Consider the following 25,674-nt stretch of genomic DNA (forward strand, 5'->3'; position numbering starts at 1 on the left):
AATACTCGCCACCGGCCACCGAGGACGCCTCAACGAACTCCCCGCCATCATCCGGATCGTCACCCAACTCGAACTCCTGAGAACCCAATGACAAAAACCTTCGTGAATAACGCCCCAACTTTCGTTCAAGATTTGACTCCTGCAGTCCGGATCATCTATGGAAGACCGGGACCTGATCGGTGGAGCGGGCGTCGTCGAGGGTGTAGCCGTCCTCGGCGAAGTCGTGGAGGGCGGCGACGGTGCGGACCCGGTTCCGGATCAGCCAGGCCGCCATCGTGCCCCGGGCCCGCTTGGCGTGGAAGCTGACCACCCGCGGTACGCCGTCGCGGCCGCGGTCCTCGAAGCGCGGGGAGATCACCTTCACGCCGAGACGCTCGGGATCGACGACACCGAAGTACTCCTGCGAGGCCAGGTTGACCAGCACCTGCGCGCCCGGCGAGGCGGCCAGGTCCTCGGCCAGCAGATCGGTGACGGTGCTGCCCCACCAGTCATGGAGGTTCCTGCCCCGCGCCGTCGCCAGCTTCGTGCCCATCTCCAGCCGGTGCGGCTGGATCAGGTCCAGCGGGCGCAGCAGCCCGTACAGTCCGGACAGGATCCGCAGCGTCTTCTGGGCCTCCGTGAAGTCGCGCGTGGTGAACGACTGGGCGTCCAGGCCCTGGTAGACGTCCCCGGCGAAGGTCAGGACGGCGGGGCGGGCGTTGTCCGGGGTGTGCTCGGGGTCGAAGTCGTGGTAGCGCGCCGCGTTGAGGTGCGCCAGGTCGTCGGAGATGCGCATCAACGCGGCGATCTCCTGCGGCGACTTCTCCCGCATCACGTCGATCAGCCGGGCAGACTCCGCCACCAGCCGCGGTTCGGTGTGGTTGCGGGTGGGAAGCGGGGAGGTCAGGTCCAGGGTCTTGGCGGGCGAGATGACAGCGAGCATCCCTCATTGTGACTGGTCGGGGTCGAAAGATCGAAACTGGTCTGGGAGTCCGGCGAGGTCAGGACTATCGTGATCGATGGAGGCGAGGACGCCTCCATGAGCGGGCATCACATGGGGAATGAGGACAACATGGACGTGCGACCGGGACTGACCGCCCTGACGTTGACAGCAGTGCTGCTGGCTGGCTGTGGCGGTGGTGGGAACCAGGCCGATCCGGCCCCGACGTCGGCTGCGACGGCGGGGAGCACCACGACAGCGGCGACGACGTCGACGACCGGTGCCGGGGACTGCCCCGACCTCGCCGTCGATCCCGGCTGGTACGGCGACAACCACCAGAGGCTGAGCGAGATGCTCACCCGGCTGGGCACCTGCGGTGGTGCCGGTGACGTCGCCTCCGGGGCCCCACTCGCACTGTTCGACTGGGACAACACCGTCGTCAAGAACGACATCGGGGACGCCACCACCTACTGGATGATCGCCAACGGCAAGGTGCTGCAACCCGCCGACTGGGCCACGGTCAGCACCTGGCTCACCCCGGAGGCGGCACAGGCACTGACGACGGCGTGCGGGGCCCTGGCCGAGCCCGGCCAACCACTGCCCACCGACACCCCGGCGGGGATGGCCTGCGCCGACGAGATCCTCGAGGTCTACTCCGACGGCGAGACCACCGCCGACCTGAAGGCCTTCGCCGGGTACAACGCGCGACGGATCGAACCTCAGTACGCCTTCGCCGCGCAGCTGCTCGCCGGGTACACCGACGCCGAGGTGATGGACTTCGCCCGTCAGGCACGCGACCAGAACCTGAACGCCCCCGAGGGCACGCAGCAGCAGGTCGGCAGCGAGGACGTCACCGGTTGGGTGCGCCACTACGACCAGGTCACCGACCTGATCCAGGTGATGCAGGCCCGTGGTTTCGACGTGCGGATCGTCTCCGCGTCGTCGGAGCCGGTGGTGCGGGTGTGGGCCGAGTCGCTCGGGCTCGAGGGGGACAAGGTGATGGGGGTGACCGTCGTCCACGACGGCGACCGGCTCACCAGCACCCTCACCGCGTGCGGTGGGGACGAGACGTCGATGACCTACATCGAGGGCAAGCGGTGCCGCGTCAACGAGCAGATCTTCGGCATCACCGGTCCGGCCGCCTTCGACCCGGCCCCCGAGGACAAGCGGGCCGTCTTCGGCGCGGGGGACTCCGACACCGATGTCTCCTTCATGATCGACGCCACGGAGCTGAGGCTCGCCATCAACCGCAACAAGACGGAGCTGATGTGTCACGCCTATGACAACGAGGACGGCAAGTGGCTCATCAACCCGATGTTCATCGATCCCGAGGACCAGGAGGACGATCCCTACCCCTGCTCCACCGCCGGTGAGATCCTGCCCGACGGCGGGAAGGGTCCGCTGAAGGACATCGCCGGGAACCTCATCGAGGACCAGCAGGACACGGTCCACCGCTGAGCCTGACACGCGGGAAGCGATCGTCGTCCCGGGATGGGAACGGGGAGATCCTGACGGGGCGGTCGACGGTGCTCCCCACCCCCGCGCCCCAGACACGACTCGCAGATGTTCGACGGTTCGCCGCCGATTGCGGGGTGGAAGCAGAGCGGCGGTTCGTGCACCACCGGGGCAGCACCCACCCTCCGGTCCCGGTCACAGCGCCGCGACGATGTCCGCGACCTCCACGACGACGGTCTGCTGGCTGCCGTCAGGCCCGGCCCAGGTGGTGAGTGCCAGGTGCCGTCCTGCGCGCCCCGCGTGATGGAACGGGGACATGGTGTACTCGCTGTCACGACCGAAGATCTCGCGGGCGGTGACCAGCGGGAAGCCCTCGACCTGGAGTTCGCGCCCGAGCGTCAACGTCGCCGGATCGAAGGTCCAGACGCGGCCGTCGCCGCTTCGCACCAGCGCCAGGTCCTCGGTCAGGAAGGTCTCCCAGAAGCCGACCCCGTCGACCTCGTCGAAGATCTCCGTGTCCCCCTCGGCGGTGACCGTGGGCCTCACACCCGCCCAGTCGCAGCTGAGGTAGCGGTGGTCGTCGTTGTCCCACACGAGGGCCCGCCGTCCCGACGGGGACCACGCCACCTGTGCCCGATCCTGGCGGGGGAACAGCTGCGTGGCGCGGACCTCCTTCCGGCCCACCCCCTGGGTCAGGGTCAACAGCCACGACCCGATGCCGTCCTGCCCACCACCGAGGTTCAGCATCATCTGCTGCGCGCCCGGCGTGGTGGTCACCGTGACGACATCCAGCTGCGTGATCGACGCGAAGAACGGGTCCATCATGTCCGCCACCGCGACGGCCACGCCGTTCGTGGCATCCAGGCAGTGCAGTTTGATGTGCTCCGGCTCCAGCCGCTCCACCACCCACACCAGCGAGCCGTCCAGGCCGGGACAGACCTGCTCGGCCTCGAGCGGACTCACCCAGCGCTCGGCCCAGGACTCGGCGTCGCGGCACCGCAGCCCGTCACTCTCCTGGGCCACCAGCAGGTCACCGCGCACCGCCGCGACCACCGGCCCCGACGCGCAGTCCAACCGGTGACCGCGCTCCTCGAGACCGTCGTCGACGACCCTGGTCACCGAGCCATCGGCGGCGAGCAGCAGGGTGCGGTCGTCGGTCAGGACGGCAGGGATCACGCGATGTTCCCCGGTCAGGACCGCGACGGGGGAGCAGGAGATGGGTGAGGACGAGGAGGAATCAGGCATGCCACCCATCGTGGCGGCAGACGTTGACGCTGTCTTGACAGCGGTTTGTCCGTCACGTTCGGACATTCTCGAGGCCGAGATCACGTCGTAGATCATTGTACTTTCGGCCAGGTGAGACATGTCCACCGCGGCCCCCGGGGTGGGAAACCTTGATCCCGGGCCGTAGTCTGGACCCCATGTCTGAGGAGAAGAAGAAGCCGAAGGCCCGCCGCAGCAAGTCCCGGGCACGGAAGATCCTGGGGCGGATCGCCCTGGGCTTCGTGGCCCTGCTCATCGTGCTCGGACTCACCGGGGTCGGCACCTTCTTCTACCTCTACTCCACCACCAAACTGCCGGACCCGAACAGCGACTTCACCACCAACACCACCTTCCTCTACTACGACGACGGCAGCACACAGCTGGGCTCACTCGCCGTCCAGAACCGCGTCACCCTCACCTACGCGGAGATGCCGCAGGTGGTCAAGGACGCAGTGATCGCAGCCGAGAACTCGTCGTTCTTCACCGATCCCGGTTTCTCCCTCACCGGCATGGCGCGCGGCATGTGGAGCATCGCCCGTGGCGGCGAGGTGCAGGGCGGTTCCACCATCACCCAGCAGTACATCAAGATCCTCTACCTCAACTCGGAACGCAGCGCCCAACGCAAGATCCGGGAGCTGATACTCGCCATCAAGATGGGGCGGGAGGTGCCGAAGGAACAGATCCTGGAGGGCTACCTCAACACCATCTACTTCGGGCGCGGCGCCTACGGCATCGAGGCCGCCGCGAAATCGTACTTCCTGAAGCCGGCGGCGGAGCTCAGCCTCGCCGAGGCGGCCACGCTGGCCGCCATCCTCAACAACCCGGCCGGGTTCAACCCATCGGGCGGTGACAAGCACCGTGAACGCCTGCTGGGCCGCTACCAGTACGTGCTGAAGCAGATGCTGGCCGAGGGATACATCACCCAGGCCGAGCACGACGCCAACCAGGCCGCGCTACCGGAATTCCCCGAGGTGCCGAAGTCGAACCGCTACGGCGGGCCGAAGGGATTCCTCATCACCCAGATCGAGTCCGAGCTGGACGCCCTCGGGTTCAGTGAGGAGCAGGTCCAGGGTGGTGGTCTCCACGTCACCTCGACCATCAACGAGGCGATGCAGAACAGCGCCGTCGAGACCGCCCAGAAGTACACCGAGCAGGCCGCCGCCGACGCCTCGACCCCGCAGGACCCGGCACAGCTCCACATCGGCATCGCCTCGGTGGACACCGGCACGGGCGGGGTACTGGCCCTCTACGGTGGGCCCGACTACGTGGAGAACTCCCGGAACTGGGCGACGACCCCCCGCCCGGCCGCGTCGACGTTCAAGACCTTCGCCGCCGTCGCTGGGCTGCGCAACGGGTACTCGCTGGACAGCATCCTCAAGGGCGACACCTTCACCCCGCGCGGCGACCCGAAGCCCGTCCGCAACGAGTTCAGCCACCAGTACGGTGACGTGACACTGCGCAGGTCCATCGCCGAATCCATCAACACGGCCTTCGTGGACATGACCCAGGAGATCAAGGACGGGCCGCAGGAGGTCATCAAGGCCGCCAACGACGCGGGCGCGCCGGAAGGTCCGGGCTGGGACCCGAACAACCGCATCGCGCTCGGTGCGGCGGAGGTCAGCCCGCTGAACATGGCCAACGCCTACGCGACCCTGGCCGACGGCGGGAAGTACAAGCCGACCCACTTCGTCGCGAAGGTCACCGACCGGCACGGCAACATCCTCTACGAGGCGAAACAGGAGCCGGCGCAGAACATCGACGCGAACGTCGCGGCCAATGTCACCGACGCCCTGACCTCGGTGGTCGAGGAGGGCACCGGCAAGAAGGCCTCGGCACTGAAGCGGCCCGTCGCGGGCAAGACCGGCACCAACGGTGTGGGCGACGACATCACCTCCGCCTGGTTCGTCGGCTACACCCGGCAGGTCTCGACGGCCGTGATGTACGTGGCGGGCGACTCCGGCAACGAGGACCTCGATCCGTACAAGCGCCCGCAGGACAAGACCTTCTTCGGGTCGTCCTACCCGCTCATGACGTGGGTGGATCACATGACCACCGTCTCGGAGGGGATGGAGGTGCTGGACTTCGACGCCCCGAAGAAGATCGACGGCAGGTCGGCCTCGCCCAGCCCGTCGTCGACGGTGGTCCAGCCGGAGCAGCCGACGGAGACCGAGACCCCCACCGAGAGCCCGACGGAGGTCCCGACCGGGGGGCAGGACCCTGAACCCGTCCCGACGACGCAGGCCCCGACGAGGGAACCGAGCCGGGAGCCCTCGGAGACGCCGAGGGAACCGAGACCGACGAAGGAACCCACGCAGTCGGAGGCCCCGAGGCCGAGTCGCACCCCGACCGAACCGGCCCCGGAACCCAGCTCGACCAACAACGAGGGGGAGAACGAGTAGCGCGACGACCACGCCGTCGCCCGGGCCGCGGTCGCCCACCCACGCGCTGGTCGGGGCCGAGTTCCCCGGTCACCCGCAGGTCCGAGGGGCTGCTGCCCGACGGTCCGTTGCCCACGGACCCACACTTTGTGGACACGAATCGCAGGTGAGGGACGACAGGACGTCGGCAGGGGTGGGTGGCTGCGGGGCCACGAGCTGAGATGGGCGGCAGGGCTGGCCCACCCCTTAGAGTTTCCCCATGAGGAATGCGCTGGTTGCCGGGCTCGGGGGGCCGATGGGGCGGTACGCCCGCCCGCGGGGCCAGTGGTTCAACCCGCTGCGGTGGAGCCTCGTCGTCGGGGTCGGGCTGTTCATCGTGCTGGCGCTGCGTCAGGTGCCGTGCGTGCAGACCAGCTCCACCGAGACCGTCAACGCGTTCATCCGGTTGTGCTACTCCGACATCACGGTGGCCTGGACCAATGAGCACTTCGGGGCGGGGGACTCCCCGCTTCAGGGATCACCGATGCTCCACCCGCCCCTGCTGGGGCTGGTGCTGCTGCTCGCGGTGCGGCTGACCCTGGTGCTGCGTCCCGGCGACCCCGGCCTGACCCCGGGCAGTCCGCAGGCCGTCGATCTGCAGCTGGCCCAGGCGCAGGTGTTCCTCGCCGTGATGATGCTGGTGCTGTTCGTCAGCTTCCTCGTGGTGGTGGTGTGTGTCAGTTTCCTCGGCCGTGGCTCCCGGGAGTCACGGGTCCCCGGTTGGGACGGGATGCTGGTCGCGGCCTCCCCGGTGGTGCTGGCCTCCGGGTTGATCTCCTACGACCTGCTGGGCATCGCCCTGGTGGCGGTGGGACTGCTCCAGTTCGCCAGACGACGGCCCGCCGTCGCCGGACTGGTTCTCGGGCTGGCCGCCGGGGCCTCGTTGCTGGCGCTGACCGTGGCCCTGGCCGTGGCCTTCACCATCGCCCTGCGGGGCAGGTCGCGGCAGCTGATGCAGTTCGTGTTGCCGACGGTGGGCAGCGTCGTCGTGGTGAACCTGCCGCTGCTGGTGTGGCAGCCGGTGGCCCTGCTGGAGTTCTACCGTGCGGAGATGGACAAGGAGGTCGGCTACGGGTCGCTGTTGTTCGCGGGCAGGATGGTCGGCTGGGAGGTGCGCTCGGCCGGCTCGTTGGGTCTCCTGCTGACCAGCCTGACCCTGGCGTGTCTCATGGTGTGGCTGTATCTCAGACACCTGAGGCCACGCGTCGGCGTCGTCATCGCCCTGTTCGTGTTCCCGACGGTGCTCCTCGGCGCGTCCTACGGGCCGCAGACCTCGCTGTGGCTGCTGGTCGTGCTGGTGCTGGCCAGGCCGTACCGTCTCGAACTCGTGGCCTTCAGCGTCACGCAGGTGCTCTACTGGGCGGCGGTGTGGGGGTACCTGGCCGGGCACCTCAGCAGCAACCCGAACCTGTACTTCCTCACCCTGCTCATCCGGGTGGGGGTGGAGATCTGGATCTTCGTCCGGTGCGTGCGCGATGCCGCCCATCCGATCCGCGACGGCCTCCGCACCCCGGGCATCCCGGACCCGATCGGCGGCGTCCTCAACGACGGCGAGCGGCTCGCCGGCATCGACGGGCCGCTCCTCGAGACAGTGCCCGGGACCACGGGAATCCCGGACCGCCACCGGCCGTGAGCCCTTGCCCACGGCAGTAGGGTTGATGGGTATGGGATCACGAGCCGTGTCAGGGCCGCTGGGCCGGGTTCTCGGGGCCGGATCGGTGCGCAGCGCGCATCTCGGGGTCGTCGCTGCCCCTGTCGAGAAGGTCTGGGAGGCCCTCGTCGCGCTGCGCTGGGACGACCTGCCCGTCGGCAGCGTCCTCATGCGGCTACGAGGGCTCGGCCGGGTCACCGACGACGTCACCTGCCTGGACCTGTTCGCCCCGTACGCGGTCATGCTGCAGGAGGCGCCCCGCTCCTGCGTTCTCGCGATGATCGGGAAGCCGTGGTCGCCCGTCCCGCGCACCCGCCGCGTCGGTTCCTTCGACGACTTCGTCGCCTTCGACGAACCGGGGTGGCTCAGGTACGGCATGGAGTGGTGCCTCACCCCCACCGACGACTCCCGCACCCTCATCGAGACCCGCACGCTGTGCCAGCCGACGAGTCGGTCCGCCGCGGTCCTGTTCCGCGCCTACTGGACCCTCATCCGGGCCGGGAGCACCCTGATCCGCAGGGAGATGATCGCCGCGATCCGCAACCGGGCCGAGCGGGAGTCATGAACCTTCCCTTCCTCATCGCCGGTCTCCTGCTGCTCGCGGCCTGCGCGGTCCACGTCGTCGCCGGGGACAGGGAGCAGCGCCAGCTCCGCCCCGCCACCCGCGACCACTTCGGCCATTGGCTCACCGGACGCTGTGTCTTCCACATGGCCAGCATCGACCTGCTGGTGCAGGGGGCGGTCATCCTGCTGCTCGGTCTCGAGGTGATCCCTTTCTCCTGGGCGCTGGTCGCAATCCTGCTGGTCCTCCAGGTGGGCTACCTCATCGCCTGGCTGGTCACTCTGGTGGCATCCGGGGCGAGGCGGGAGGACTACGCTCGACAAGCCCAGTGGGCCTTGTTCCTCGTGGTCGTGGTACTGCTGTCGGTGGGGTGGGCGATCCACTGACCGTGAATGTCTGACGAATGTACTGCTTCTGGTTCCGTGCGTACGGTCACCAAACGCGAGCTGAACCAGGACACGGCCGCCACCCTTCAGCAGGTTGACGACGACAATGACGTCATCGTGACCGAACGAGGCAGGCCACGCTGGCGGATCAGCACGGTCGATCCCGTGAAGGACTGAATCAGTTCCAGCGCAACTCGTCGAAGGTCGTGGTGGTCAGCCTGCAGGTGACCGGGACCTCGTCGCCGACCTTCACCCCCGGCTCGGCCCCACCGACGAACAGCATCGAGGCGTGCATGTGCGGGGGCTCCGCGAACGGCCGCTTCTTCCCGGCGACGGTGAACGGCGACAACGACATGCCCACCGCGTCCAGCATCCCCTGCGCCACCGTCACCCCACGCGACCTCAGGCTCTTCTGCGACGGCGGGGCCGCCAGCGCGACCCCGTGCGCCGTACCACCCGAGACCACGACGATCCACCCGTCGCGGGAGGCCCGCATCTGGTGGTAGCCGTGGCGGCTGCCCCGCGAGGTCCGGTGCACGTCCAGCACCGTCGCGGTGGTGGTCAACGCCGTTGGTTCTCCCATCCACAGCCTCGTGCCCATCCGCATCCGGGTGCGCACCCCCAGATGGGTGCGCAGCCTGCGGTAGTCCAATGCGTTCAGGTGGGACACCCACACCGCGCCACGCTGCTGCGCGACGGCGGCCGAGGCCAGCTGCTGCGCCTCGGCCAGCACCCCCGTCGGCGGGAAGTGCAGCGACCAGCCCTCGAAGGTCAACGACCCGAGCCCCACCGAGGCGATCTCCTCGGCCGTGATGCCGTGCCGGTTCATCGAGGTCCTGATCTCCACCAGCACCCGGGCCCTGGGGTGTGACCGCGACACCTCGTCGAGGTCCTCCAGCCGTGAGATGGTGGAGATCACCCCCGGGTCCTCCAGCAACGCCGTCGCGACGGGGTCGAAGGGGCGCCACGGGTTCAGCACGACGACGTCACGACTCCACCCGGCGGCCCGCACCACCGCGACCTCCTGGGCGATCCCGACGGCGATGCAGTCGTCGTTCATCCGGGCGGCCTCACGGGCCAGCACGTCGAGGCCGAAACCGTACCCGTTGCCCTTGGCCACCGGGACCAGACCGGGGAACTCGTCGTGGACCGCCTTGACGTTGGCACGCCAGGCACGTGTGTCGATGTTGAGGCTGAGAGTCATGTCACCGTCGCTTCAGGTACTGCTGGAAGGCGAAGTACAGCAGGGGATTGATGGGTCGGTCCCACTCCCCGACGTGGGCCACGGCCTCGCCGCCCGTGCCCACCTTGAACTGGATGAGGCCGATCTCCGGGTCGTCGGCGGAAAGCCCCTCGGTGATGCCACGCAGGTCGTAGACAGTTGCCCCGGCATCGCGGGCGTCACGCATCATCTGCCACTGGATGGCGTTCGAGCCACGCACCTCCCGCTTCGCCGTGGTGGAGGCCCCGTAGGAGTACCAGGCGTGACGGCCCACCCGGATCCAGGTGGTCGCGGCCACCAGGTCACCCTCGTGCTCGGCCAGGTAGACCCGCATCCGATCCGGGGTCTCGCCGTTCAGCGCATCCCACATCGTCTCGAAGTAGCCGAGCCCCCGCCCGGTGAAACCGTCACGGGCCGCGGTCTCCAGGTAGATCTCGTGGAACCGGGCCAGGTCCGCGCGTTCCCCACGCGTCACCGTGACCCCCATCTTGTCGGCCTTCTTGATGTTGCGCCGCCACAGCTGGTTCATGCCCTTCAGCAGCTGCTCATCGGTCAGTGCCCCGCCGTCGGCACCGGTCAGCCGCACCTGGTAGTTGAACTTCGGCTGACCGGCGGCGAACCCGTGGCCCTCCCCCTGCGGCTGCCAGCCGAGATGCTCCAAGGAGCGGATCAGGCGGGTGCCGACCAGCGTCGTCTCGTCAGGGGTCGCCTCCGAGAGCACGGAGATCTTCTCGTCCGCGATGGCCTCCTTGACGGTTGGGGCCAGCCAGCGACGGTGCACCACCGTCGGGCCGATCCTGACCGCGAACGCCTTCTCCCTCCTGGCGTGGGCGACGAGCGCGTCCAGGTGCTCCGCCACATCGGGGCGTTCCCAGTCCAGCACCGGACCCTCCGGCAGGTAGGCCAGGTGACGTCTCAGCCTCGGCAGCTGCCTCAACAGGATGAGACCGACGCCGGTGAGCACGTCACCGTCGAAGAAACCGATGGACTGGCTGCGCCACTCGGGCTTGACCTGTCCCCAGGCGGGAAGCTGCAGGAAACTGGCCTCGCCGCGCGCCTCGATGAACGCGAGGTGTTGGGCGGCGGAGATGGGGCGGACGGTGATGCTCACGCCCCAAACCTACCGGCTTCCCGGGTCTGCTCGCCTACCGGTGGAGCTGGGAGCGGATCTCCTCGGAACTGCGGACCACCGCCACCGCCACCTCCAGCGCCACCCGGAGCGCCGTCGCCACGGCGAGGAACAGCACCGCGGAGGTGAACAGCCGCAGCACACCGGTCCCGGCGTCGATGGTGAAGGCCCCGATCGTGTCGGTGAGCAGCAGCACCCCGAGGGCGATGAGCAGCACCAGGTACGCGATCTTCACCGCACGCAGGGTGAGCAGTGAGCCGAACGTGAAGTCGAACAGGGACCGGAAGTACACCGCGACGGGATTGGGGGCGGGCGGAGGCGGCGGGGGAGCGGCCGGGGCCTGCTGCTGTTGCTGGGCCGGGGTGCCCCAGGCCTCCATCGCCTGCTGGTCCCACACGTTGCCGGTGGGCTGGGACTGCTCCCACACGTTGCCGGAGACGTTCGGGTCGTAGGGTTGCTGGTTGCTCATGCACCAATCCTTCCGAGGAGATCGAGGGGATCACAAGAACCCTTCCATGGTTCGGGGTGGCAGCGACACCCGAACGACGCCGCCACCCCGACACCTGGCCAAAGGAATGTCAGACCTGGATGTCCTTCAGGTCCTCGCCGATCCGCATCCCGTAGAACGAGCGGTACACGAAGTACCCGGAGACCAGCAGGAACAGCCCGGCCAACACGTGTGCCACCGTCCCGGCGCCCTGGGCGCTGATCGCCACCGCCAGCTCCACCGCCAGCAGCCCGAACAGCGTCGAGAACTTGATGACCGGGTTGAGCGCCACCGAGGAGGTGTCCTTGTAGGGATCCCCGACGGTGTCGCCCACGACGGTGGCGTCGTGCAGCCCGGTGCCCTTCGCGGCGAGATCCACCTCGACCAGTTTCTTGGCGTTGTCCCAGGCCCCACCGGCATTGGCCATGAAGATGGCCTGGTACAGACCGAACAGGGCCATCGCGACAAGGAACCCGATGAACAGGAACGGCTCCGCGAAGGCGAACGCCAGGGTGGCGAAGAACACCCCGAGGAAGATGTTGAACATGCCCTTCTGCGCGTACTGGGTGCAGATGGCCACCACCTTGTTGGAGTCCTCGGGGGAGGCCTTCGTCTCACCGTCGAGATGCATGTTGGTGCGGATGAACTCCACGGCGCGGTACGCCCCGGTCGTGACGGCCTGCATCGACGCACCGGTGAACCAGTAGATGACCGCCCCGCCCAGCAGCAGCCCGAGCAGGAACGGGGCGTGCAGCAGCGACAGGTTCTCCAGACCCTCCGTGAGGCGGTTGGTCAGCCCCATCATGATGGAGAAGATCATGGTGGTGGCCCCCACGACGGCGGTACCGATGAGCACCGGTTTCGCCGTGGCCTTGAAGGTGTTGCCCGCGCCGTCGTTGGCCTCCAGGAAGTGCTTGGCCCGCTCGAAGTCCGCATCGATGCCGTACTCGCGCTGCAGGTCGTCGTGGATGCCGGGCAGCTCCTCGATGGTTGACAGCTCGAACACCGACTGGGCGTTGTCGGTGACCGGACCGTAGGAGTCGACGGCGATGGTCACCGGCCCCATCCCGAGGAAGCCGAAGGCCACCAGACCGAAGGCGAACACGGCCGGGGCGATCATGATGGCATCCAGACCCAGCGTCGAGATGAGGTAGGCCAGCCCCATCAGTGCCGTGATGGCCAAGCCGATCCAGTAGGCGGAGAAGTTGCCCGCCACCAGGCCGGAGAGGATGTTGAGGGAGGCCCCGCCCTGGTTGGAGGAGACCACCACCTCACGGGTGTGCCGGGCATTGGTGGAGGTGAACACCTTCACCAGCTCCGGGATCAGGGCACCGGCCAGGGTGCCGCAGCTGACGATGAGGGACAGCTTCCACCACAGGCCGTCGCCCAGCCCACTGATGAGCATCGCCGAGGTGACGAAGGTGAGGATGATGCACAGCACCGAGGTGATCCACACCAGGTTGGTCAGGGGCTTCTCGAAGTCCATCTCGGTGGCGGTCGCGTACCTGGCCCGGGTCATGGCCGCGTTGACGTAGTAGGAGATGCCGGAGGCCACCACCATGACGGCGCGGATGACGAAGATCCACACCAGCAGCTGGACCTGGACCAGGGGGTCCGAGACCCCGAGCAGGATGAAGGTGATCAGTGCCACCCCGGTGACGCCGTAGGTCTCGAAACCATCGGCGGAGGGGCCGACGGAGTCGCCGGCGTTGTCCCCGGTGCAGTCGGCGATCACACCCGGGTTGCGGGCGTCGTCCTCCTTGATGTGGAAGACGATCTTCATCAGGTCCGCACCGATGTCGGCGATCTTGGTGAAGATGCCGCCCGCGATGCGCAGTGCCGAGGCCCCCAGCGACTCACCGATGGCGAAGCCCAGGAAGCAGGCGCCCGCGATCTCCCCGGGCAGGAACACCATGATGACCAGCATCATCGCCAGTTCCACGGAGATCAGCACCATGCCGATGCTCATCCCGGAACGCAACGGGATGTCGTGGCACGGGTAGGGGCGTCCCGACATCGCGGCGTGCGCGGTGCGCGAGTTCGCCAGGGTGTTGACGCGGATGCCGTACCAGGCCACCGCGTAGGAGCCCCCCATGCCGATGAGGGAGAACAGGATCACCACGGCCGTCCTGCCCACCCCGAAGTTCGCCAGGAACAGGTAGTACACGACGATGATGGCCGCGATGAACGCCCACAGCAGCATCAGGAACCGGCCCTGCTGCTTCAGGTACGTCCTGCAGGTGTCGTAGATCAGCTCGGAGACCTCACGCATCGCCTGATGGGCGGGCATCCGCTGCAGCTGCGCGTAGGTGAGGATGCCGAAACCGAGCCCCAGTGCGCACACGATGAGCCCCAGCCCGAGCAGGGTGCCGCCCGGCAGACCGAGCAGCGTCACGGAGTTCAGGTCGGGCAGCTGCAGATTCGCCTCGCCCCCGACGTGCCCGCCACCACCGCCGCCGGTGGAACACCCGGCAAGCGTCGCCACACCGACCGCCGCTCCGGGAAGCGCCCAGCGCCGTCGTGGGTTGCCAGCTGTCTCTGCCCTCCTGGGCTCCTCGGTCATCGTTGCTCCCTTGCAGTGTGGGGGCTCGGCTGCCGTGCCGAACACCGTGGTCAGGACTCTACGCCTGTGCCCTGACAGAAATCATCGGGGGTGTGCATCGGGCAGCTGACCTGCGCGGATGCAGGGTCGGGCATGATGGTGCCGTTGTCTTCAGGAGGTGTTCGATGACGAGGGTGTGTTTCGAGCTGCAGGTCAGGCCGGAACTGCTGGACGAGTACATCGCGCGGCACAGCCCGGTGTGGCCGGAGATGCTGGCCGAGATCGAGGCCGCCGGCCGCAGGAACTACTCACTGTTCCTGGCCGAGGGCGGCAGGCTCGTCGGCTACTACGAGACCGACGACGACGAGGCGGCGCAGGCGTATCTCGCGGCCTCCCCCGTCGCGGCGCGGTGGGAGGCGGAGATGTCCAGGTTCTTCGTCGGCCTCGACACGCGGGCGGATCAGGCCGCCACACCGCTGCGTGAGGTGTTCAACCTCGCCGATCAACTCCAGACGGCGCGACAGGCGGGGTGAACCTCCCGTGGGCCGAGGCCGCTCGGCCCACGGGAAGCGGGGTCAGGAACCAGCGACGATCTGGTCCAGGGCGTTGGTCCACTTCGTCTCCAGCGCCGTCACGTCGGCGTCGGAGGGAAGGTTCTCGTGGCTCAGGTCGAGCCGGGTGCCATCACCCTCGGTGTGCAGCTGCAGGTCCACCAGGGTGGCGGGAGCGCCCTCAGACCCGTGCCATGAGAAGCGGATCTGCTCCAGTGGGTGGAAGCTGCGGGTGATGCCGTAGGTGCCGTCGGTCGCCCGCCAGTCCTCCCCCTTGTTGCCGAGGACCCCGCCCTCGCCGAGGAGGGTGGCCTGGCCCTCGGGTCTCATGATGAAGGCCCACACGTCCTTGAGCGGGGTCTCGGTCACCCGGCTCACGACGACTTTGGTTTCGCTGACTGCCTCCGTGGTCTCCATGATGTGCCTTTCGTCCACTCCGGGCGTCGACTGTGGCGTCCGGTGCTGCCAGCCTAGTGGCTGCTCCACGGAACGGAAGGGGCAGGGACACAAAAATGTCGAAGAACTGGAAGAACGTGAAGGGTGGGTGGTCAGTCCTGCGGGGTCCGGCCCTCCAGCACCCAGGACAGGAACTCGCTGAGCTCGCCGGTCTCACCGTCGCGGCCGCCGCGCCCCACCTGCAGCGACGGGCGACTCGCCTCCAGCTTCACGCCCTTCAGTCGCGCCATGAAACCTCCCGGCACGATGAGCACCTGGTAGCCGCCGTCGGTGTCGATGGCGATGGAGCGGTTCTGCCGCAGGTACCAGCCCTGCTTGTCGGTGCGGACGACATGGCCGTCGAGGGTGGTGGCCTGCAACGGCACCGGGGCGATGCCCGCGGCCCTCGCGTCGCGGATGAACCGGTCGATCAGCACCTGCGCCCGGGACGCCTCCAGCTCGGCCGCCTGCTCCGCCAACTCGAGGCGACGCAGTGCGTCGGCCTTCCGCTGTTCCCGATCGTCCATGGGGCAAGCCTACGGTGGTGGGGAACAGCCGTCCATCATGTGGTACGCCGTGCTAGCGTGGGGCATGGCGACGACGCGAGAACGGATCCTTGAGGCAGCCTGCGGGATCGCCCGGCGTTCCGGGCTGAGAGCGGTGACGGTGCGGGCCGTCGCGACGACGACCGGTGTGGGGATGGGAACCCTCCGGCACCACTTCCCGAGCCAGGGTGGCCTGCACGTCGCGGTGCTGGAACGCATGCTGGGCGAGGACATCGACGAGTCCCGGCTGCAGGAGCCCTCCCTGACCCCGGCGGAGCGGCTGACGGCCTGCCTCCAGCAGTTCCTGCCCGAGGAGCCCTGGCGGCAGCAGATGTGGTTCGACATGCACCGGGCCGGGACCGGACCTGAGGCCAGTGGGGCCACCCGGGAGCACCTGGCGGGTGTCACCCGTCGGCGACGGACCCTGGTCGAGGCGTGGCTCACCCGACTGGTCGACGACGGGGCGAGGCTGCGCGCCCGGGAGCGCACCAGCAGGTTCCGACCCGCAGCGGACCCGCTCGACGTGACGGAGGCGGCCCTGATGCTGACCTCGGTGGTCTCGGGGCTGTGCCTCGACGTCCTGACCGAGGGGTCCGGGGTCACCGTCGATCAGGCGCGGAGCCTGCTGGCCCGGGTGGTGGAGGACCTGATCTCGTGAGGTCCGGCAGCTCTCACACGGCCCGGAGCTTGGCCGGGTTCCGCACCAGGTACAGCGCCTCGATCCGACCCTCGTGGATCCCCAGCCAGACCACCTGATCCAGGGCGCCGTCGACGAACACCAGGTGGGCATCCGCCCGGTTGAGGTGGGCCGGGGCGATGGTGACCCGACCCGCGAACCTCGCGCCCAGACCCGCCAGGAACCGCGCGACCTGCTCGGAGCCCACCACCGGGCGACGAGCCGCGGCGACGGCGCCGCCGCCGTCGGAGACCAGGGTCACGTCGGTGGCCAGGAGGTCCACCAACTGCGCCACCTCCCCGTCGCGCACGGCGGCGAAGAAGCGTTCCACCAGCTGGCGGGTGGTGGCGTCGTCGTGGGTGAACCGGGGGCGACGGCGGGCCGCGTGGGCCCGGGCCCGGGAGGCGGCCTGCCGCACCGCGGCGGGGGAGCGGTCGAGGAATTCGGCCACCTCGTCGAAGCTGAAGGCGAACACGTCGTGCAGCAGCAGGGTGGCGCGTTCGATCGGTGACAGCGCCTCCAGCGCCACCAGCAGCGCGACCTCCACCTCTGCCGCCCGCTCCACCGCTTCGTCTGCGCCGTCGCTGGTCAGCACGGGTTCGGGCAGGTAGGGGCCGACGTAGTCGGTGCGGGAGGTGCGCAGCCGGTCGATCGCCAGGTTGGTGGTGATGCGGGCCAGCAGGGCGCGTGGGTCGCGGACCTCCGTCGTCATCCACACCCGGGCCAGGGCCTCCTGTGCGATCTCCTCGGCGTCCGCCCACGAGCCGGTGATGTCGTAGGCCAGCCGCACCGCCAGGTTGCGGTGTCGTGACGCGTCGCTCATCGTGGCCCCCTCGCCCACATGGCCGGGCCGTAGAGGTGTGGGAGGCGGGCGGGGACCAGCCAGGCGGCCCGCGAGATGAGCTCCTTGGCCGCAGCTCCCATCCGTCCGGTGACGGTGCGGCCGGTCGGGGTGCCGTCGGGGTTCAGGGACTCGTGGCTGCCGACGCCGCGGCCCAGCGAGAGAAGGCGCTTGTCGTAGCCGAAGTCGAGGGGCTTCGGGGCCTGGCCCGCGAGGCTGGCCAGCACTGCGTCGGCGACGGTGGCCCCCATCGGCATGGCGGAGGCGCAGCCACGGTGCAGCCAGTCGCGCCCGGCCACGCGCACCGCGTCCCCGGCACCCCACAGCCCGGGCTGCGGCTGGCCGTCGCGGAGGATGCGCAGGAACGGATCGACGGTGAGGCCCCGGGTGAGGGGCTCCGGGTCGGGGCCGGTGGCGTCGATGGTGAGGTCGCCTCCCCGGGACTGCTCGGTGAGTTCGATGCGGAGCTGGCCGAGGCGGGTCGTCAGCTGGGTCATGGCCCGGGGTGCGAGGTCCGGCAGGTCGCGGTGGACCAGGGACACGGTGAGGTCGGGGCGTGCGGCCGCGATCTCCGTCGCGGTCTCGATGCCCGTCAGTCCTGCTCCGATCACCTCCACGGTGCCTGAGCGTAGCCGGGAGAGTGCGTCGCGGAGGGTGAGGGCGGCCTCGAGCGAGTCGAGGGAGCCGGGCCGGGCCACTCCGTGTCCGCAGGCCAGCACGATGTGCTGGGCCTGGAACTCGCGACCGTCGGCGAGGTGGACCCGGCCCGGAGACACGTCGACGACCTCGCCGCGGGCCAGGTCGGCGCGACGGTGGAGCCGTGTTCTCAAGGGACATGCCACTTTGTCGACATGCCGGGTCCCGGCGACGAGCTGGTGCAGCCGGATCCGGTCCACGGCCTTGTCCCGGCGGTCGATGAGCAGCACCCGCGCGTGGCGGGCCATCCGATTGGCGGCCAACAGGCCGGCGTACCCGGCCCCGATCACGATCACATCCATACCCATGCGACGATGCGGGCTCCCGTTGTGTGACATGCGGGTGTTCCTGGCTGCGACTCGGCACGCCACGTCCATGGTTACCGCTGGTCGAGCCGGTTCCGGAGATCTGCGGAGGAACCGAGTCGAGACCTCTGGTGCACGGTACGGGGACTCAGGGTCAGCGGAGTGCTCGGGGCCTGCCACGGACTTCGTGCGCTCGAGGTCTGGCGTGAGCAGCGGCTGGGCGGAGCCCTCGTGGGCTGGGATGTACCATGCCCTCAGGCGGTGTCGTCCTGGTCTGGGTCGCCTGCTGTCAGCTGCTTCACCCCGCATGGTGCGGAGCCGGTGAGCCACAGTGGTGCTGTGAGCTCATCATCGCAGGGGTGGCGAACATGGGCTGCGAGGCGATCGAAGAATGTGGCGAGGGCAGTTTGCCACTCGGCAACGTCATCATCGGGTTTGATCACGAACGAGTCCGACCGGTTCTTCCAGCACAGCTCCAAACTGAGTCTTCCGTCCTTCTCCTTGGGGTCGCTGATCCGGAGGTAGCGCAACTCGCTCAAGTCGTTGGTCTCGCCCAGTACTCCATTTTTCTCCAGGTCCTTCAGTCTTGGGGCATGGAACATCTCCTTGCTGAGCACCAAGAGGTGCTTGTCAGCAACCGCCATCGCAACCAAGGTGTCCTTCGGGGCAAGTTCTGCGAGGCCCAGAGCCGCAAGCTTCGCCTCGGGGGAGTCCGGCTGGGCCCCGACGAGCACTGCATCCTCTGGCACCTGGATGGCCAGCTGGGGCAGGAGCTGCTCGAGCCCTTCCAGCAGACTGAATGGTTCCTCCTTGGCCTTCTTGTTGGGGAGGAGGGAGAGTGCCATTTCCTTGACTTCCCCGGCTTTCTTTTCAGCCTTGTGACGCAAGGATGGTTCGAGCAGTTCCTGTCTGAGTGCGGTGCGATGGATTCGGGTGCCGCATTCTTCAATTACGGTGGAGTCCTTGAAGTGTTGATCGAATGTTATTTCCAGGGAAACGCGTCTGCTCTCAGCCGGTTCTTGCTGAGCGAGAATCCAGTTGATCCGAAAGCGCACATCGGTGGCGAGTTGTGCGGCTTGCATGTGGTCGAGAACCTGTTGCTTCTCGTGGTTGGTGGCGTTTCGCTTGGCTGCTTGGTGGTCCTTCAGTGTGTTGGTGAAGAAATCAAAGGCCTTGCTGATTGATGATTCTGCGTCTCGCAGTTGAGCTTGCAGATGTTCAGGAATCTGGCCATTTCCATTGACATGTTTGAGTGCTTCCAGAATTTTCCCGGCGGCAAATTTTAGACTGCTCCTGTGTTCCTGTTCCAAGATGTCAAGAATCCGATCCAGCTTTTGCTCCACGCTGCCGATGCGTTGTGAGAGAGCTGTCATCTGCAGGGTGAGGGCGAACAAGCTCGCTGCAGGACCGAGCGCGGACAGCACTGTGGCGGCCTGAGCTCCGGTGGCGGGCAGCCACCCGACGTGTTGCGCGATCTTTCCGTTCTTGAGCAGGACGCCACCGAAGGCGCCATTCACCTTCATCGCCTGTGCGCCAGCAGACATGGCCTCGAGCGTGGAGTCGGTCAGGCGCACGATCCCTGCGGCGTGGGACAAGCCGTTCCACACTTGCGCGACAATGTTCATGCCGCTGGTGAACGTGGCTGTCAGGTTGCCCCAGTTGACCTCTCCAAGCTGTCCATCCTCCTCAATCTCGAACTGACTGGCCTCCTCGGCGTTTCGGGTGAAGAGGACGCCCACGTCGGGGCTGATCGGTATGACAACTCCTTCAGGGTCGTTCGGCGATGAGGCCATGATGGGTTCTGCTGTGCTCATGCCCCCACTATGGCACTGGACCAGCGATTCCGCAGGGAGCGATCCATGGTGATGCTCAGGGGTGAGAATCAACGAGCGAAGGGGCTGTTCCCTACACTGTTGCGATGTTCTCAACCCAGTCAGCCCCGGTGCCGGAGGTCGACCGTGCGTGATCCGAACACCCTGTCGCGGACCCTCGACCGGATCGACGGGCACGGCTACCCCTCCTACCGCCAGCTGCGGGGGCAGCACCGGATCGGGTCGCTCACGCTCACCGTCGACCACGTGGCCGCCGATCCGTACGCGCCGCCGTCGCGGATCCGCCTCATCCTGGACCGTGAGGTGGCGGGCATCCCCGACGACCTCACGCACGACCCCGCCGGGCGGGTCGCGACGAGCGACTTCCTCACCCGGACCTTCGCCGAGGTCGCGCGCAGGACGGTGCCGAGGCCGACCGGCACCGGCAACAGTGGCCTGGTCCACATCGGAACCCCCGGCCAGGAGGTGCTGGAGCGCACCAGCGTGCTCATCGCCGACGACCGCGTCGAGGCCCGGATCGACGTCGGCCTGCCCGCCTTTGGCCGCCGGATCGACGGTCGCGGTGCGGGTCGGCTGCTCATCGACGTGCTGCCGCGCATCGCCGAGCAGTCGCTGGTGCACGCCAACCTGGGCCAGCAGGCCTTGCGCGACCACGTCGTCCTCCACCGCGACCAAGACCACCTGCAGGGCCTGTTGGCGGAGCGGGGGCTTGTCGCCTTCGTCGGGGACGGCGCGATCCTGCCCCGTCGTTCCGGCGACTCCGACCTCCCACTGGCACACCGTGCGGTTCCGTTCGTCAGTCCGGATTCCCTGCGCGTGAGCTTCGACCTGCCCAGTGGTCGGCGAGTGACGGGAATGGGCATCCCGGAAGGGGTGAGCGTGATCGTCGGCGGCGGCTACCACGGCAAGTCCACCCTGCTGCGGGCCCTGGAGCGTGGCGTCCATCCCCACATCGCCGGGGACGGCCGGGAGTGGGTCATCACCCGTGCCGACGCGGTGACGATCCGCGCCGAGGACGAACGGGCCGTCACCGGCGTGGACATCTCCCCGTTCATCACCAACCTGCCGACCGGCGTCGACACCCGCGTCTTCTCCACCACCACGGCCTCCGGCTCCACCTCGCAGGCTGCGAACCTCGTCGAGGCACTGGAGGCAGGGACGAGCACCCTCCTGATCGACGAGGACACCTCGGCCACCAACTTCATGATCCGCGACGACCGGATGCGGCAGCTGATCCCGGCCAGCCGGGAACCGATCACCCCGTTCGTGGAGCGCATCCGGCCCCTGCTCACGGAGAAGGGAGTCTCGACGGTGCTGGTCGCGGGCGGCTCCGGGGCCTTCTTCGGGGTGGCCGACCACGTCATCGCGCTCCACGCCTACGAGGTGAGCGACGTCACCGCTGAGGCCCACCGCATCGCCGGAACACCTCCCGGCGACAGCGCCCGGGTGTTCACCGGGTCACCACCACGGCTGCTCACCCGGGGCTCGCTCACCCCGTCGCGCAAGGGGCGTGCGGCCCGGGCACGAGGCAGGGGCGCGATCCAGTTCGGCGACGAGATGATCGACCTGACGGCGGTGGCGCAGCTGGTGGATGCGGCCCAGACCGAGGCCATCGCCCACGCCCTCGACCGCATCGTCGACCTGGTGAGCAGTCGCGAGATGTCCCTGGCCGAGGTCGTCGTCGAGATCGGACGCCGCATCGACGAGCACGGCCTGGACTGGCTCTCCCCCTTCCAGGGGCATCCCGGCCACCTGGCCCGGCCCCGTCGCCATGACATCCACGCCGCCGTCAACCGGTACCGACGCCTGCGGCTGGGGCGGGGACACTCCGACCCGATCAGCTGAGAGCAGGATCACCTCGGCCCTGTTGTTCCCGAGCGGCCTCGATCAGCTCGTAGTTGTCCTCCGCCCACTGCTTCAAGGGCAGGATCGCCTCGAGCAGCGAACGACCCAGCTCGGTCAGGTGGTAGCTCACCGAGACCGGCACCGTCGCCACGACGCTGCGGTTCACCAGCCCGTCGGCCTCCAGGTTCCGCAGGGTCTCGGTGAGCATCTTCTGCGACGCCCCGGCAAGTTGTCGGTGCAGTTCCGCGGAGCGAAGGGGCGTGCTGCTGTCCCCGAGGCGGCACAGCACCAGCATCGTCCACTTGGTGCTGATGCGGGCGAACAGCTTCTGGCTGGGACAGTTGGCCAGGTAGGCGTCGAAGGCTCGCTTCTCCGACTCGCGACGCTGGGCGGCTGTGCTGGTCGGCATGGGTTCTCCTGGGTGGCTACGGCACTTTGAAGTGCCCTCTTCTGCAAGACGGGGACCACGGCCATCGTAGGTGGGAGTCAAGAAAAGGAGGACATCATGAGAGCAGTCATCAGCAGGACCCCGGGGGCACTCAGCCTGGCGGAGGTTCCCGTCCCGCGTTCCGACGCCGGGCAGGTCCTGGTGCAGGTGCACGCCAGCGCCCTCAACCCGGTGGATGCACAGACCCTCGACGGGTTCTACCACGACCTCGGGATGGTCACCCAGAGTGACGGCGTGGGGCTCGGCTGGGATGCGGCCGGTGTGGTGCTGGAGGTGGGCCCGGAGGTGGCCGGTGTCGCACCGGGAGATCGCGTCGCGCTGCTCAGCCACGGTGTGGACAAGCCACTCGGTGCCCTGGCGGAGCAGGTGGTGGTGCCGAGTGAGGCCGTCGCCCCCCTGCCGGGCCAGCTGCCCTTCGACCTGGCGGCCACGGTGCCGCTGAACGGACTCACCGCGTGGCAGGCCGTCGACCTGCTGGGGGAACCGGATGGCAGGCTGTTGGTCACGGGGGCCGCGGGCGCCGTCGGCGCACTGGGCTGCCTGTTCGCCAGGGAACGGGGCTGGGAGGTGGTGGGCCTCGCACGGCCGGGCGACGAGACCTTCGTCCGTTCCCTGGGGGTGGAGTACACCGCGGGGCTGGAAGGGCTGACCGTGGACGCCGTCCTCGATGCCGCGGTGATCCCCGAGCAGAGCCTCGACGTCGTGCGTGACGGGGGCCGCTACGTCGGGGTGATCCCGCCGGCCGTGCCGGAGTCACGTCGTGGCATCAGCCCGACGGCGGTCTTCGTGCAGCCTGACGCGGCGCTGCTGCAGACCCTGGTCAACCGTGCAGGACAAGGCGAGCTGCCACTACGGATCGCCGCACGCCTTCCGCTCGATGACATCGAGGAGGCGCTCGCGCTGTCGCGCACCAGTGGGCTGCGGGGTCGCGTCGTGCTGGTGTAGCTGGTGGTCCAGCAGAGAAGCGCTGCAAACGTGCGGCGCGTTGCTCTTGAGAACGCTCCCATCAGCAACGCTCCGCACGTTTGCAGCGCTTTCGGGGTGGAACGCGGTGAGAACACGGATGTGTGGCCCTCGCTACGATGGGCACACCTGCGATCCCGAGGAGCGACGATGACCAGTTGGCGTGAGTTCGAGCCGGCACTTGCCGAGGTACTGCCCAAGCTGCCCGACGGTGCCCGCCTGGTCATCAGCGGGTCGAGCGGACTGGTCCAGTTCATCCGCGATGCCGCCGAGTTGGTCGTCGAGGTGTCGAACGAGTCCAGCGAGGACCAGCCCCGGCTCACGGACCGGGGCTGGGTGATGATCGACTCCTGGTCCGGCATCTGGCGTCGCACCTTCCCGCATCCGGCCACCGGCGACGACGCGGGCACCGTCGTCGCCGAGACCGGCTACGTCCTCAAGGTGGTCTTCGGCTGGACCGGGCTGGCCGATCACACCTATGCCTCGTGGCGGGAGGTCAGCAAGAGTTTCCTCGGATTGTTCTCGAGGACCGAGGAGAAACCCCTCAGCTGGCCCAGCCTCGGCCTGGCCCGGACCCGCGAGGACGGCCCCATCAACGACTGAGCCTCTCAACCGCCACTGCCTGAGGACACTCCGGCACCCGGGAACTCCTCGTCAACGTCACCAGGTCCACTCCTGGCGACTGCACCCCCTTGATTTGCCTGCCTTGTGATGGTTTCGCCTGTCCTGGGGCGGAAATGCCTGTCTTGTTCGGGTTTACCTGCCTTATTGGACAGGCAATTCGATTTTGGGCAGGCAAACCGTGCGCAAGACAGGCGAAACGGTCTCAGGACAGGTAAACCCGAACAAGGCAGGCGAAAGCGGAACAAGACAGGCGAACCGTGCTCAAGACAGGCGAAACCGGTTGTCACGGGATGACGGGCAGGGGATGCCCACGGGCCCGGGCAGGACAGCGGGCATTCCGCCGCCGGTCGGGCCGAGGGCACCTGGCGTCTCGGCGTCGAGCCCCGGTGGCGCGGTGCTCAGGACACCTGCCGACCCGACAACTCCGGACGACTGGGTCGAGCCCCGGTGACGGGGTGCTCGGGACTCGCCACCGGGCCTCGACCGCGACCTCCCCGCGCTCGCCTCCCCAGGTGCGCAACGCGGGGACGGCCGTGAGGACGTGCTTCTCAGCGCTGCTCGATCGGCACGTAGTCGCGCTTCGGCTGGCCGACGTAGATCTGGCGGGGACGACCGATCTTGCGCTTCGGGTCGGCGTGCTCCTCGCGCCACTGGGCCAGCCAGCCGGGGAGGCGTCCCAGCGCGAACAGCGCGGTGAAGTACGAGGCCGGGAAGCCCATCGCCTCGTAGATCAGACCCGTGTAGAAGTCGACGTTCGGGTACAGCCGACGCTCGATGAAGTAGTCGTCGTTCAGTGCCGTCTCCTCCAGCTCCAGCGCCATGTCCAGCATCTGGTTGTTCTTCCCCGACGCCCGGAGGATCTGGTCCGCGTGCGACTTGATGATCCGGGCACGGGGATCGTAGTTCTTGTAGACGCGGTGGCCGAAGCCCATCAGCCGCACCCCGGAGGACTTGTCCTTCACCTGGGAGACGAAGGTCTTCACGTCCAGACCCTCCTCCTTCAGGTACGACAGCATCTCCAGCACCGCCTGGTTCGCGCCCCCGTGCAACGGACCCGACAGGGCGTTGACGCCCGAGGCGACGGCGGCGAAGATGTTCGCATCCGACGACCCGACCATGCGCACCGTCGCCGTCGAGCAGTTCTGCTCGTGGTCGGCGTGGAGGAGGAACAGGGTCTCGAAGGCCCGCACGACGGCGGGATCCAGGTCGTACTCCTCCTGCGGCGTGCCGAACGACAGCCTGAGGTAGTTCTCCACGTAGTTCAGCTTCGTCAAGGGGTACAGGAACGGCTCACCCACCGACGACTTGTAGGCGTAGCCGATCAGCGTCGGCATCATCCCGAGCAGCTTGAGGGTGGAGATCTCCACCTGCTCCGGGTCGTGCGGGTCCAGGAACTGCCGGTTGAACGCGCCCGCACCGATCACTCCCGCGCTGAGCACCATCATCGGGTGCGCACCACGCGGGAAGGAACGGAACAGCTCCCGCATCCGCTCGTCGAGCATCATCCGCCGCATCACGTTGTCCCGGAACTCGTCCAGCTGCGTCTGCGTGGGCAGCTCACCGTAGATCAGCAGGTACGCGACCTCCAGGAACGACGACTTCTCGGCCAGCTGTTCGATGGGGTAGCCGCGGTACCGCAGGATCCCCTTCTCGCCGTCGATGAACGTGATCTCGGACCTGCACGAGGCCGTGTTGACGAATCCGACGTCCAGGGTGGAGTTGCCCGTGCTGCCCAGCAGCGTGCTGATGTCGTATCCGTTGTTGCCCTCGGTCGCCTCGACGACCCCGAACTCCAGCTCGGCGTCGCCGTGCTTGAAGGTGGCGGTATCAGTCATGTCTCCGGTGAACCTTCCTGCTGATGGCGACGGTGCGATGTCGCC

At 68.1% G+C, this 25,674-nt stretch carries 24 protein-coding genes; 11 read left to right on the forward strand and 13 right to left on the reverse strand.

Annotated features, from left to right (window positions below; genetic code table 11):
* Nucleotides 1–151 precede the first annotated feature (151 nt).
* Nucleotides 152–922 carry a peroxide stress protein YaaA gene (gene yaaA / locus EII34_RS10470; RefSeq protein ID WP_124845108.1) on the reverse strand — a complete coding sequence of 257 codons (771 nt, stop codon included), beginning with the start codon at nucleotides 920–922 and terminating at the stop codon, nucleotides 152–154.
* A gap of 96 nt (nucleotides 923–1,018) precedes the next feature.
* On the opposite strand from yaaA, the gene EII34_RS10475 reads away from it, so the two are divergent.
* Entirely contained in the window at nucleotides 1,019–2,377 is a 1,359-nt protein-coding gene (locus EII34_RS10475) for a haloacid dehalogenase-like hydrolase (protein WP_260425127.1), read from the forward strand.
* A gap of 192 nt (nucleotides 2,378–2,569) precedes the next feature.
* Here the strand turns inward: EII34_RS10475 and EII34_RS10480 are convergent, their stop codons facing one another.
* Entirely contained in the window at nucleotides 2,570–3,619 is a 1,050-nt protein-coding gene (locus EII34_RS10480) for a hypothetical protein (RefSeq protein WP_124845109.1), read from the reverse strand.
* A gap of 176 nt (nucleotides 3,620–3,795) precedes the next feature.
* Between EII34_RS10480 and EII34_RS10485 the strand changes: the two genes are divergently transcribed.
* From EII34_RS10485 to EII34_RS15995, 5 genes are all read left to right on the forward strand, one after another.
* Nucleotides 3,796–6,036, forward strand: a complete 2,241-nt coding sequence (locus EII34_RS10485) for a transglycosylase domain-containing protein (protein ID WP_124845110.1) — start codon at nucleotides 3,796–3,798, stop codon at nucleotides 6,034–6,036.
* Between the two features lie 238 nt (nucleotides 6,037–6,274).
* Nucleotides 6,275–7,687, forward strand: a complete 1,413-nt coding sequence (locus EII34_RS10490; protein WP_124845111.1) for a hypothetical protein — start codon at nucleotides 6,275–6,277, stop codon at nucleotides 7,685–7,687.
* A gap of 31 nt (nucleotides 7,688–7,718) precedes the next feature.
* Nucleotides 7,719–8,270, forward strand: a complete 552-nt coding sequence (locus EII34_RS10495; protein ID WP_124845112.1) for a hypothetical protein — start codon at nucleotides 7,719–7,721, stop codon at nucleotides 8,268–8,270.
* A complete protein-coding gene (locus EII34_RS10500; RefSeq protein ID WP_124845113.1) occupies nucleotides 8,267–8,653 on the forward strand; it encodes a hypothetical protein in 387 nt (128 codons plus the stop codon). Before EII34_RS10495 ends, EII34_RS10500 begins: the two co-directional genes overlap by 4 nt.
* A 36-nt stretch (nucleotides 8,654–8,689) precedes the next feature.
* Entirely contained in the window at nucleotides 8,690–8,830 is a 141-nt protein-coding gene (locus EII34_RS15995; RefSeq protein WP_185711292.1) for a type II toxin-antitoxin system Phd/YefM family antitoxin, read from the forward strand.
* Between the two features lies 1 nt (nucleotide 8,831).
* Here the strand turns inward: EII34_RS15995 and EII34_RS10505 are convergent, their stop codons facing one another.
* From EII34_RS10505 to EII34_RS10520, 4 genes are all read right to left on the reverse strand, one after another.
* A complete protein-coding gene (locus EII34_RS10505; RefSeq protein ID WP_124845114.1) occupies nucleotides 8,832–9,857 on the reverse strand; it encodes an alanine racemase in 1,026 nt (341 codons plus the stop codon).
* Nucleotide 9,858: 1 nt separating this feature from the next.
* The gene (locus tag EII34_RS10510; protein ID WP_124845115.1) at nucleotides 9,859–10,986 is read right to left on the reverse strand and encodes a lipid II:glycine glycyltransferase FemX; all 1,128 of its coding nucleotides are present in this window, start codon (nucleotides 10,984–10,986) and stop codon (nucleotides 9,859–9,861) included.
* A gap of 34 nt (nucleotides 10,987–11,020) precedes the next feature.
* Nucleotides 11,021–11,473 carry a DUF4282 domain-containing protein gene (locus tag EII34_RS10515; RefSeq protein WP_124845116.1) on the reverse strand — a complete coding sequence of 151 codons (453 nt, stop codon included), beginning with the start codon at nucleotides 11,471–11,473 and terminating at the stop codon, nucleotides 11,021–11,023.
* Nucleotides 11,474–11,582: 109 nt separating this feature from the next.
* Nucleotides 11,583–14,054 carry a sodium-translocating pyrophosphatase gene (locus EII34_RS10520; protein WP_124845117.1) on the reverse strand — a complete coding sequence of 824 codons (2,472 nt, stop codon included), beginning with the start codon at nucleotides 14,052–14,054 and terminating at the stop codon, nucleotides 11,583–11,585.
* Between the two features lie 164 nt (nucleotides 14,055–14,218).
* On the opposite strand from EII34_RS10520, the gene EII34_RS10525 reads away from it, so the two are divergent.
* Nucleotides 14,219–14,566, forward strand: a complete 348-nt coding sequence (locus tag EII34_RS10525) for an L-rhamnose mutarotase (RefSeq protein WP_124845118.1) — start codon at nucleotides 14,219–14,221, stop codon at nucleotides 14,564–14,566.
* 42 nt (nucleotides 14,567–14,608) lie between these two features.
* On the opposite strand, the gene EII34_RS10530 is transcribed toward EII34_RS10525, so the two are convergent.
* Both EII34_RS10530 and EII34_RS10535 read right to left on the reverse strand, forming a co-directional pair.
* Entirely contained in the window at nucleotides 14,609–15,001 is a 393-nt protein-coding gene (locus tag EII34_RS10530) for an SRPBCC family protein (protein WP_124845119.1), read from the reverse strand.
* A 131-nt stretch (nucleotides 15,002–15,132) separates the two neighbouring features.
* The gene (locus EII34_RS10535) at nucleotides 15,133–15,546 is read right to left on the reverse strand and encodes a hypothetical protein (protein ID WP_124845120.1); all 414 of its coding nucleotides are present in this window, start codon (nucleotides 15,544–15,546) and stop codon (nucleotides 15,133–15,135) included.
* A gap of 64 nt (nucleotides 15,547–15,610) precedes the next feature.
* Between EII34_RS10535 and EII34_RS10540 the strand changes: the two genes are divergently transcribed.
* Complete coding sequence (locus tag EII34_RS10540; RefSeq protein WP_185711293.1) at nucleotides 15,611–16,222, forward strand: TetR/AcrR family transcriptional regulator; 612 nt, start codon at nucleotides 15,611–15,613, stop codon at nucleotides 16,220–16,222.
* A gap of 13 nt (nucleotides 16,223–16,235) precedes the next feature.
* Here EII34_RS10540 and EII34_RS10545 read toward each other — a convergent pair whose 3' ends face one another.
* The 3 genes from EII34_RS10545 to EII34_RS10555 form a co-directional block, all read right to left on the reverse strand.
* Complete coding sequence (locus EII34_RS10545; protein WP_124845122.1) at nucleotides 16,236–17,063, reverse strand: sigma-70 family RNA polymerase sigma factor; 828 nt, start codon at nucleotides 17,061–17,063, stop codon at nucleotides 16,236–16,238.
* On the reverse strand, nucleotides 17,060–18,085 hold the full coding sequence (locus tag EII34_RS10550; RefSeq protein ID WP_185711294.1) for an FAD-dependent oxidoreductase: 1,026 nt from the start codon (nucleotides 18,083–18,085) through the stop codon (nucleotides 17,060–17,062). The genes EII34_RS10545 and EII34_RS10550 overlap by 4 nt, the downstream gene beginning before the upstream one ends.
* Before the next feature lie 251 nt (nucleotides 18,086–18,336).
* Nucleotides 18,337–19,896, reverse strand: coding sequence for a hypothetical protein (locus EII34_RS10555; RefSeq protein ID WP_124845124.1), 1,560 nt, complete (start codon nucleotides 19,894–19,896; stop codon nucleotides 18,337–18,339).
* A 144-nt stretch (nucleotides 19,897–20,040) separates the two neighbouring features.
* Here EII34_RS10555 and EII34_RS10560 point away from each other — a divergent pair, with 144 nt between their 5' ends.
* Entirely contained in the window at nucleotides 20,041–21,759 is a 1,719-nt protein-coding gene (locus EII34_RS10560; protein WP_221620275.1) for an ABC-ATPase domain-containing protein, read from the forward strand.
* On the opposite strand, the gene EII34_RS10565 is transcribed toward EII34_RS10560, so the two are convergent.
* Complete coding sequence (locus EII34_RS10565; protein WP_124845125.1) at nucleotides 21,752–22,168, reverse strand: winged helix-turn-helix transcriptional regulator; 417 nt, start codon at nucleotides 22,166–22,168, stop codon at nucleotides 21,752–21,754. The two genes, EII34_RS10560 and EII34_RS10565, sit on opposite strands and share 8 nt — an antisense overlap.
* A 96-nt stretch (nucleotides 22,169–22,264) precedes the next feature.
* On the opposite strand from EII34_RS10565, the gene EII34_RS10570 reads away from it, so the two are divergent.
* On the forward strand, nucleotides 22,265–23,152 hold the full coding sequence (locus EII34_RS10570) for an NADP-dependent oxidoreductase (protein ID WP_124845126.1): 888 nt from the start codon (nucleotides 22,265–22,267) through the stop codon (nucleotides 23,150–23,152).
* Between the two features lie 168 nt (nucleotides 23,153–23,320).
* Complete coding sequence (locus EII34_RS10575; RefSeq protein ID WP_124845127.1) at nucleotides 23,321–23,773, forward strand: TY-Chap domain-containing protein; 453 nt, start codon at nucleotides 23,321–23,323, stop codon at nucleotides 23,771–23,773.
* Between the two features lie 569 nt (nucleotides 23,774–24,342).
* On the opposite strand, the gene EII34_RS10580 is transcribed toward EII34_RS10575, so the two are convergent.
* Complete coding sequence (locus tag EII34_RS10580; RefSeq protein ID WP_124845128.1) at nucleotides 24,343–25,629, reverse strand: citrate synthase; 1,287 nt, start codon at nucleotides 25,627–25,629, stop codon at nucleotides 24,343–24,345.
* Nucleotides 25,630–25,674 lie beyond the last annotated feature (45 nt).

It is taken from the genome of Arachnia propionica, from assembly GCF_003859805.1.
GTDB classification, from domain to species: domain Bacteria; phylum Actinomycetota; class Actinomycetes; order Propionibacteriales; family Propionibacteriaceae; genus Arachnia; species Arachnia propionica_C.